At 47.8% G+C, this 9,287-nt stretch carries 5 protein-coding genes and 1 pseudogene; 1 reads left to right on the top strand and 5 read right to left on the bottom strand.

From position 1 onward, the window contains the following. Together SPSYN_RS05925 and SPSYN_RS05930 are read right to left on the bottom strand one after the other, a co-directional pair. A pseudogene (locus tag SPSYN_RS05925) lies at nt 1–569 on the bottom strand (4-hydroxybutyrate CoA-transferase); the annotation flags it as partial. Nucleotides 570–938: 369 nt separating this feature from the next. After that, nucleotides 939–2,231, bottom strand: a complete 1,293-nt coding sequence (locus tag SPSYN_RS05930) for an acetyl-CoA hydrolase/transferase family protein (protein WP_423828284.1) — start codon at nt 2,229–2,231, stop codon at nt 939–941. A 413-nt stretch (nt 2,232–2,644) separates the two neighbouring features. On the opposite strand from SPSYN_RS05930, the gene SPSYN_RS05935 reads away from it, so the two are divergent. Further along, nucleotides 2,645–3,820 carry a TraB/GumN family protein gene (locus SPSYN_RS05935; RefSeq protein WP_202623745.1) on the top strand — a complete coding sequence of 392 codons (1,176 nt, stop codon included), beginning with the start codon at nt 2,645–2,647 and terminating at the stop codon, nt 3,818–3,820. 13 nt (nt 3,821–3,833) lie between these two features. Here SPSYN_RS05935 and SPSYN_RS05940 read toward each other — a convergent pair whose 3' ends face one another. The 3 genes from SPSYN_RS05940 to glmM form a co-directional block, all read right to left on the bottom strand. Then, nucleotides 3,834–5,009, bottom strand: coding sequence for a VWA domain-containing protein (locus SPSYN_RS05940; RefSeq protein WP_161821580.1), 1,176 nt, complete (start codon nt 5,007–5,009; stop codon nt 3,834–3,836). A 435-nt stretch (nt 5,010–5,444) separates the two neighbouring features. Beyond that, a complete protein-coding gene (glmS, locus tag SPSYN_RS05945) occupies nt 5,445–7,274 on the bottom strand; it encodes a glutamine--fructose-6-phosphate transaminase (isomerizing) (protein ID WP_161821581.1) in 1,830 nt (609 codons plus the stop codon). Nucleotides 7,275–7,567: 293 nt separating this feature from the next. Then, complete coding sequence (gene glmM, locus SPSYN_RS05950; RefSeq protein WP_161821582.1) at nt 7,568–8,902, bottom strand: phosphoglucosamine mutase; 1,335 nt, start codon at nt 8,900–8,902, stop codon at nt 7,568–7,570. Nucleotides 8,903–9,287 lie beyond the last annotated feature (385 nt).

Here is a 9,287-nt window from a genome sequence, read left to right on the forward strand (position 1 = left end):
GAAATAGTGGGTTGTTCTAGTTCAAATATCGGCGTATTATCGCGAATAATATGAGTCACCTGGGAAATGTGAACTTTGTTATAGCCACCGGTCCAGGGCATATTGGGATTCTCTTCCACAATAATGGTTTTGGCCACTTCTACACAAGCAGGAGAATAGTCGCAGCCTAAACCATAGCAAAAATAGCCGTGTTCATCCATGGGGGTAACAGTGGCCATCCACACGTCACAACCGCCCTGCCTGACCATGGCGGGCATGTCACTGAAGTTAAAGGGCATATAGGTGGCATAGCCGTCGTGAACCATCTGCCTGATGGGAGTAGTCACAAATAGGGATTCTACTTTAATATTCTCAGCAAAAGATGGATCCACGTATCTGTGCTTGCGCCTGGTCAAGAATTGCCTGACCCTAACGCCCTTCAACTCATCCTTCCGGTCGGCTAAAGCTTCCCATATTGCAGTGGGCTCGTTAGCCTCCGAAGGTGTATAAATCAGGTCTCCAGATTTAACTGACTGAGCCGCTATCTCCGGGGTAGTCAGTTTCTCCTTATACATCTGCTGTACGTTCATTAGTTTACCTCCCTTTTATCTCTTGATGAAATTTAAGTTTATTAAGTGATTTTACACCACTTAAAACTTGTCCAACGAATCGCCATATTTCCCGAAATACCGCCACCTTTCGACTCGCAATTGACAATTTTCAGAAAGTATTTAATTATATGATATAATAAAGCAAATAAAAAAACAACGACCATTTAGCTAAAGTTGCTAAATGGTCTTATTTTAGGTGTTAACGGTTGTAATGTACATGTTAACAGTTTTATTAATTATTACAGACTAGAATCTGTCTACCAATTAAGACAGGGTCTACTTAACAGTATGCCTTCCTTACCAGCATAAAAAAAGCGCCTCAAATGAGGCGCTTTGAGTATTAACAAATTAAACGATGAGACCCATTTTCTTAGCTTCGAAAGTAAGCATATCGCGGAAATTAGGATGGGCAATACTGATCATCAGCTTGGCCCTTTCCTGCATGGATTTATCACGCAGTTTAACACATCCGTACTCAGTAACGACATGGTCAACCAGAGTCCTGGTAGTGGATACAATGGCACCAGGAGTCAGAGTTGGCACGATCTTGGAGATGGTATCATTCTTGGTGGTCGAAGTCAAAACGATAAACCCTTGGCCATCCGGGCACATAGTGCAGCCTCTGGCAAAGTCAAGCTGGCCGCCAATACCTCCATAAATTTTGGGGCCCATAGATTCGGAGCAGCACTGGCCAAATAAATCAACCTCAATAGTACCGTTGATACTGACCATTTTAGGGTTTTGAGCGATGATAAAAGGATTATTCGTATAATCCACCGGGTGGAATTCAATAGCCGGGTGATTAGCGATATAATCAAAACATTTTCTGGTGCCTTCGACGATGGTAGCGATAACCTTGCCTTTATGAATTGTTTTTTTGCTCCCGTTTAAGCAGCCGGTTTCCATCATTTCGCCGATATAATCGGTGACCAGTTCAGTATGCATACCCAGGTCTTTCCTGTGGGTCATGTACTTGCATACTGCAGCGGGAATACCGCCGATACCTACTTGCAAAGTGGAGCCATCTTGAATACGTTCAGCGATCGGGGCAGCGATCTTTTCATCCATGGCAGAGATCGTAGGTTGTTCTAATTCAAATAACGGTGCATTGCTCTCACAAACTGCATCCACCTGGGAAATATGAATTTTATTATAACCACCGGTCCAGGGCATATTGGGGTTAACTTCCACGATAATTTTCTTGGCCACTTCAACACAAGCAGGAGTATAGTCACAGCCTAAGCCATAACAAAAATACCCGTGCTCGTCCATGGGAGTTGCAGCGAGCATCAGTACGTCACAACCGCCCTGTCTGACCATGGCGGGCATGTCGCTGAAGTTCCAAGGCATGTAGGTGGCAAAACCTTCGTGAACCTGTTTTCTGATCGGTGCGGTAACAAACATAGATTCAACTTTAATGTGCTTAGAATATGAAGGATCTAAATATTTGTGTGCGCGCCTGGTTAAGAATTGTCTAACTCTAACACCTTCCAACTCTTCCGCCCGGTCAGCAATAGCTTCCCAGAGATCAGCGGGTTCATTAGAAGCCGACGGTGTGTAAATTAAGTCACCCGACTTAATTAACTTAGCCGCTTCTGCCGTGGACATCATTTTTTCTTTCAACATTTGTTGTGCGTTCACAATCATGCTCCTCCCTTAAATAGGTTATTAATATTTGTTTGAATAAGCGTTGAATAGCAAGTTATAGCGAAATAGTATTAAATTGTTTATTATCGTAAAAAATTGTTGCAAAACTTCGACCATTCACACAGGCAATTCCCAAGTGGTATTAATTTAACCTTAAACGGTTGATTTACAGCATCAAACAGCTTTATTGTTCGCAAAAAAAGTCGAAAATATGTCTTATTCAAATTTATGCTGGTGCAATATTGCACCAGCATAATCAAAGTTGCACCACTTCGGCTTGCTGGTATTATTCCATATGTAAATAACTAATTAATAAAAACTAGCAGCAGGCTTTCTAGCACGTGGTAAATTACCGCAGATATGATATGATATATTTGTTTTACCACAACACATGGGGAAGTGATCAATTGGATACAAAAAGTGACAATGTACACCGCCTTGAGTTAGGCTGCAGGGAAATCCTGCTCATCGGGACCGCCCATGTTTCCCCCAAAAGCGCCGCAGAGGTTCAAGAGGTTATCCAAGCAGAAAGACCCGATACAGTTTGTGTGGAATTATGCGAGTCCCGCTATCAATCTATTATCGATGCCGATAAATGGAAGAACACAGATATTGTAAAAATAATTAAAAATGGCCAGTCATTGCTGCTGTTAATTAGTTTAATCCTCTCCTCCTACCAGAAAAGATTAGCCCGCCAGTTTGGCATTCAACCTGGCCAGGAAATGATCCAGGGCATCACCTCCGCCAATGAAATCGGTGCTAACCTGTGCCTGGCCGACCGGGATATTCAAGTTACCATGCTGCGGCTGTGGCGTAGTTCCGGTTCTTGGGAAAAAATTAAATTATTTTTCCAAATTATTTTGAGTTTGTTTAACACTGAAGATCTCAGTGAAGAAGAAATGGATAAAATGAAAAGCCAGGATATGTTAACCGCAGCCCTGGACGAGTTATCCCAGGTTTCACCAAAATTCAAGTCCGTACTCATTGACGAAAGAGACCAGTACCTGGCGGAAAAAATAAAAACTGCCCCCGGTAACAAAATCGTGGCAGTATTGGGAGCCGGACACGTGCCCGGCATTAAAAGGGAACTTACTCGTGATCATGATCTTACCCGACTATCCAGCGTGCCACCAACTTCCCGCATTTTCAAAATTATTACCTGGGCTATACCGCTGCTGATCATGGCACTGATTATTTCCACTTTTACTGTAGACAGAACCACAGGGTTTGAGCAGCTAACCAGCTGGGTCGCCTGGACAGGCACCCTGTCAGCCCTGGGGGCTTTAATAGCCCTGGCCCACCCCCTGGCGGTGCTGACAGCATTTATTGCTTCACCGTTCACCACTCTCCATCCCCTGCTGGCAGCGGGCTGGTTTGCCGGTCTTACCGAGGCAGTGATTAGAAAACCTAATGTGCGGGATTTTGAAAACTTGTCCGAGGATATTTTTTCCCTTAAGGGCTTCTGGCGTAATAAGGTTACCCATGTCCTGCTGGTAGTAGTGCTGGCCAACTTTGGCAGCAGCATGGGCGTGCTGCTCGGGGGAGCGGATGTGCTCAGGCGGTTTTTTCATACTTTCTTTTAACCAGGCTATTCCTTTACCTGCTGACCTTAAGTCTTTTTACCGCCTGCTCCAGCCCGTTTACCGACAGCTCATACATGGGAAATAATTGACGGATCATGTTAATGGAACGAGCCCGGTAGTTCATTCGCTCATCCCATCCCCCGGCTGGTATCGGATTGAGCCAAACATTATGGCTGAAATGTTTGGCAAACCGCTCCAGCCAAACCACCCCGGGATCACTATTAAGCTGATCATAATCAATAGCCCCGTTGACCGCCATTAGTTCACTCTCAGCCATACTGGCGTCACCAATAATAATTAGCCGGTAACTATCATCATATTTTCGCAAAAAATCATACGTGGTCAGCGCCTGTTCCTCGCTGCAATTGGGTTTCTCATAAATGTAATCATAAATACAATTGTGGAAGTAATAAATCTTGAGCTCCTTTAAATGGCTGGAGCGTTTAAAAGCTGTAAAGAGCCGGCTGCAAAGATTGATATGCATATCCATGGAGCCGCCGGAATCCATCAGCAGCAATATTTTCAAGTTGTTTTTGCGCGGCCGGTCCCAAACCAGCTCCAACCGACCGGCATTCCGGCAGGTTTTATCAATTGTCAGGTTAATATCCAGCTCATTCTTCAGGCCTTCATGTTGATTGGTCAGCTGGCGTAAGACCCGCAAAGCCGCTTCAAACTTCCTGACGCCAAGAATCATATCACCTCGAAAGCCACGGTAGTTCCTCCTGGCTGCTACTTGCATAGCCGTAAAATTGCCGGGCGCACCGTCCAAGCGCACCCCTTTTGGGTTAGAACCACCGCGCCTCGAGCCGCCGCCTTTAGTTGCCTTATTGCCATCCTGCCGAAAGTTAGTGTTAACGATCTTCCTTGTTTCAGCCGGATTGCTCTCCACGGGCAGCGCTCGTAACTCCTGAGCCGTTACCTCGGGCGGCAACCCATTGTACAACCAGGCTAATGCTTCATTAACCAAATCTGGCGGTGTTTCAATGCCGCTGAAGTAATTTTGGAAGGCCAGGTCATAATTATCAAACTGCGTTTCACTTTTGACCAGAATAGAACGAGCGACCAGGTAAAATTCGTCCAGGTTAGCGATCCCTATGCCCTGGTTTAAGGCTTCCATCAAAGTCAGCCACTCGTTTAAAGATACCGGTACACCCACATTTCTCAGTTCATAAAAAAATTTAACAAACACGGGGCAACACCTCCATCAGTATTGGTCAATCAACGACATTAGATTGGCAATCACGGGATGCACGCAACCTCACAGGCTTTTTATATATCCGGCTATTTTCCTTCTTGCCCCGTCCGCGACCGGCTTGTAGAGTAAACGCATTCCGGCGCATTTAGCCATTATTATTATTTCGACAAAATAATGGCTATTCCTCCCCCTACGGCTTACTCCAACCGGCTAAACAGCCGTTTTAAGCACCCGTTGCCCGCCGGAAGGCAACAAAAAGCAACGTACTTTTAAAATTTTGTAGCCGCATTTCTCTGTCTCAAAATGCGGCTACAAAATAATAACTGTATACTTTTTGTTAGCTCCTACATGTTGGCTAAAAAGTTACATTAAGGCACTATTGGCATAATGAATTCAATGAAACAGATGCGCTGTGTTAACCTTACACCCCTACTCCACTGTTACGCTTTTTGCCAGGTTTCTGGGCTGGTCAACATCACAGCCCCGAGCTACTGCCATATGGTAAGCCAGCAGCTGCAGCGGTATCACTGCCAGCACCGGGGCCAGCACCTGGTGGGTGTCGGGTACATACATGACATGGTCGGCTTCCTTGGCCACCTCTTCCAGCCCGCGCATGGCCACCGCCAGCACTGTGGCATCCCTGGCCTTGACCTCTTTGATATTGCTGAGCATTTTATCAAACAGTGTCACCTGGGTGTTCAGGGCAATAACCAGGACATCCTGAACAATCAGCGCCAGGGTGCCGTGTTTAAGCTCACCGGCAGCGTAGGCCTCGGCATGGATGTAGGAGATTTCCTTGAGCTTTAATGAACCTTCCATAGCCACGGCGTAGTCCAATCCCCGACCGATAAAGAAGACGTCGGCACAATCACGGTATTGCCGGACAAAAGCTTCAATACCATGACTATCTTTTAAAATTGCGTTCACTTTGTCAGGTAGCTCGCGCAGGCCGGTGATAATCCCCTTCAGCTCCTCCGGCTTTATAGTGCCGCGACCCTGAGCCAGGTACAATCCAATGAGGTACATAGCAACCAGCTGGGTAGTGTAAGCTTTAGTTGAAGCTACGGCAATTTCCGGGCCGGCCCAGGTGTAAAGCACATCATCTGCTTCTCTAGCTACCGAGCTATCCACCACATTGGTCACCGCCAGCACCCGGGCACCTTTGCGCCTGGCTTCCCGCAGTGCTGCCAGAGTATCGGCGGTTTCACCGCTCTGGCTGACCACAATTACCAGGCTATGCCGGTCCAGCAGCGGATTGCGGTAGCGAAATTCTGAGGCGATATCCACTTCCACCGGAATACGAGCAAGTGATTCAATAATATGTTTGCCCACCAGCCCGGCGTGGTAAGCAGTACCACAGGCAGTAATGAATATTTTATTAATGTCCGGCAGCTGTGCTTCCGGTATATTTATTTCATGTAAAGTTATACTGCCGCCGTCTGCGGCAATACGCCCGCTCAGTGTATCCTTGATGGCCCGGGGCTGTTCATGGATTTCCTTAAGCATAAAATGGGCATAACCATCTTTTTCGGCCTGTTTGGCCTCCCAATTAACGGTAAATACTTGCTTCGCCACCGGTTGGCCGGCCTGGTCAAATACCTGCACCTGCTCCCGGGTGAGCACAGCTATTTCCCCGTCCTCCAGGATATAAGTCCGGCGGGTATAGGCCAGCAGGGCCGGCAAATCAGATGCCAGGAAGTTTTCCCCGTCCCCCAGTCCAACCACCAGCGGGCTGTCATTGCGAATCGCCACCAGCCGGCTTGGTTCATCCAGAGCCAGCACCACCATCGCGTAAGAACCGGTCACTTGCTTGAGTACCTGCTGCATCGTTTCCACCAAATTGCCCGTGTAAAATTCCTCAATTAAGTGAGGCAGCACTTCGGTATCAGTCTCCGAGCGGAACACATGCCCCCGGGTAATGAGCCACTCCCGCAGGGGAAGATAATTTTCGATGATACCATTATGCACCACCGTAAACCGGCCCGAGCAGTCCAGGTGGGGATGTGAATTGGCATCGCTGGGGCGACCGTGAGTAGCCCAGCGGGTATGCCCGATGCCCACTGTTGCCGTGGGCATGGAGACGCTCATTTGTTCACGAAGTATAGCAAGTTTGCCCGCTTTCTTCTGCAGCTCGATGGCGTTATCCTGAATAACCGCAATGCCGGCAGAATCATAGCCCCGGTATTCCAGCTTCTGTAACCCGTCCAGCAATATGGATGCTGCCTGACGACCACCGATGTATCCTACAATGCCGCACATATAAATATAACCTCCGTAACTAGCACTTAATTAATAGCCTTTAATCAGCCGTACAAAAATATACCTTTTTGACGGCCCGGAAGGTCGGTATTTCTTTCTTCCTAAGTCACCCGGTACCCTTTGTCCCCGCAGTTACCCACAGGTTTTGTAGTACCTTTGACGGTCGTGACCGGACCGGGGAGTACCCGCCGAAATTTCGATTAGCTCCCACCTCGTCAACCCGGGTAATCCGGGTTCTGGCGCTTGTTATTATGATTATTGAACCGCCCGTTTCGGGCGCGGCTGAAATGCCATTACAGCCGCTTAATTAACCCTACCAGATCATCCACAATCGCCTGCAACTGCTTCATATCCCGTCCCTCAGCCATTACCCGCACCAGCGACTCGGTGCCGGAGGGACGCACCAGTATCCGGCCCTGACCGGCCAAGCGCTTTTCCATTGCCGCAATGCTCTGCTCCAGCAACGAACTGGTCATGACCCGGTGTTTATCTGCAACCTGAATATTTTCCAATATCTGTGGCAGGCGTTCCATTTGCCCGGCCAGCTCGGCCAGGCTGCGCCCGGTGGATTTTACCACCGCCAGCAATTGCAGCGCGGTAAGCAGGCCATCACCCGTGGTACTGTGCTTAAGGAAGATAATATGCCCGGACTGCTCGCCACCCAAAGCAGCTCCGCTGCGCAGCAGTTCTTCCAGCACGTAGCGGTCTCCCACTTTTGTTTCCAGAACCTCGATGCCCGCTTCCTGCATAGCCAGTTTCAAACCCAGGTTGCTCATCACCGTGACCGCCACAGCATTTTTAGGCAACTGATTTTGGGCTTTCAAGTGCCGGGCGCAGATAACCATAATCTGGTCGCCATCAACCAGGTTACCCTGATGATCCACGGCAATCAAACGATCGGCATCTCCATCGTGGGCCAGGCCCAGGTCGGCACCGTGCTGCACCACCGCTGCCTGGAGGTTTTCCGGGTGGGTAGAGCCGCACCCGGCATTGATGTTCACCCCGTTGGGGCGGTTGTAAATAGATACTATATCTGCACCAAGTTCTTTCAGTACCCGGGGGGCAACCCTGTAGGCCGCTCCATTGGAGCAGTCGAGCACTATCCTCAGACCGCTTAAATCACCGGAAATACTTGTTTTAAGATAAGCAACATAACGGTCATCGGCATCTGTCACCTGTTTTATCCGGCCAACGCCGGGCCCTACCGGCGAAGGTAATTCGGCATCATCGCTGCGCAGCAGTTCCTCAATCCGATCTTCTTCTTCGTCGGTAAGTTTATAACCGCCCGGCCCGAAGAATTTAATGCCGTTATCTTCCACCGGGTTGTGCGAAGCCGATATCACCACGCCCGCAGCAGCGTTTAGTTCCCTGGTCAACATGGCTATGGCCGGGGTAGGGATCACCCCAACGGATAAGACATCCGCCCCTGTGGAACAGATACCTGCGGACAGAGCAGCCTGCAACATGTCCCCGGAAACCCGGGTATCCCGGCCTACTACCAATCTTACCGGACTGTGGTCTTTGGCCAGCACGGATGCCCCGGCACGGCCCAACTTATAGGCCAATTCAGGAGTAAGATCCTTATTGGCCACCCCGCGCACGCCATCGGTACCAAACAACCGTGTCATTAATACAATTACCTCCTTAAATAAAAATAATAAATTAAAGCTCCGGCTTGATTATATCATGCTGACATAATACACGGTTATTGACCAAGCTTCAATTTATTTGTTATAAACCATATATTTGTCCTTAAAGTAACAATAATTATAACTTTCACGTTATCCTTATGTCAATTTATTATATGACTCGAGTTTGACAGTTTTCCATCATTTTTCGAATCTAACCTCCAACAAACCCAGTAAAATCAAGGGTCAATATTAGAGAAATTCAAAAAGTGTAGTGCCACGTTTTCCATATAATAACTTTTAGCATATGGATTGCCATGCTATAATTAAGGTGCCATGTATGCTAGAACAAAAACATTTAAAAATAAAGACGGTTCAACAAGAA

The organism is Sporotomaculum syntrophicum (assembly GCF_009932395.1).
Taxonomy (GTDB): Bacteria; Bacillota; Desulfotomaculia; order Desulfotomaculales; family Desulfallaceae; genus Sporotomaculum; species Sporotomaculum syntrophicum.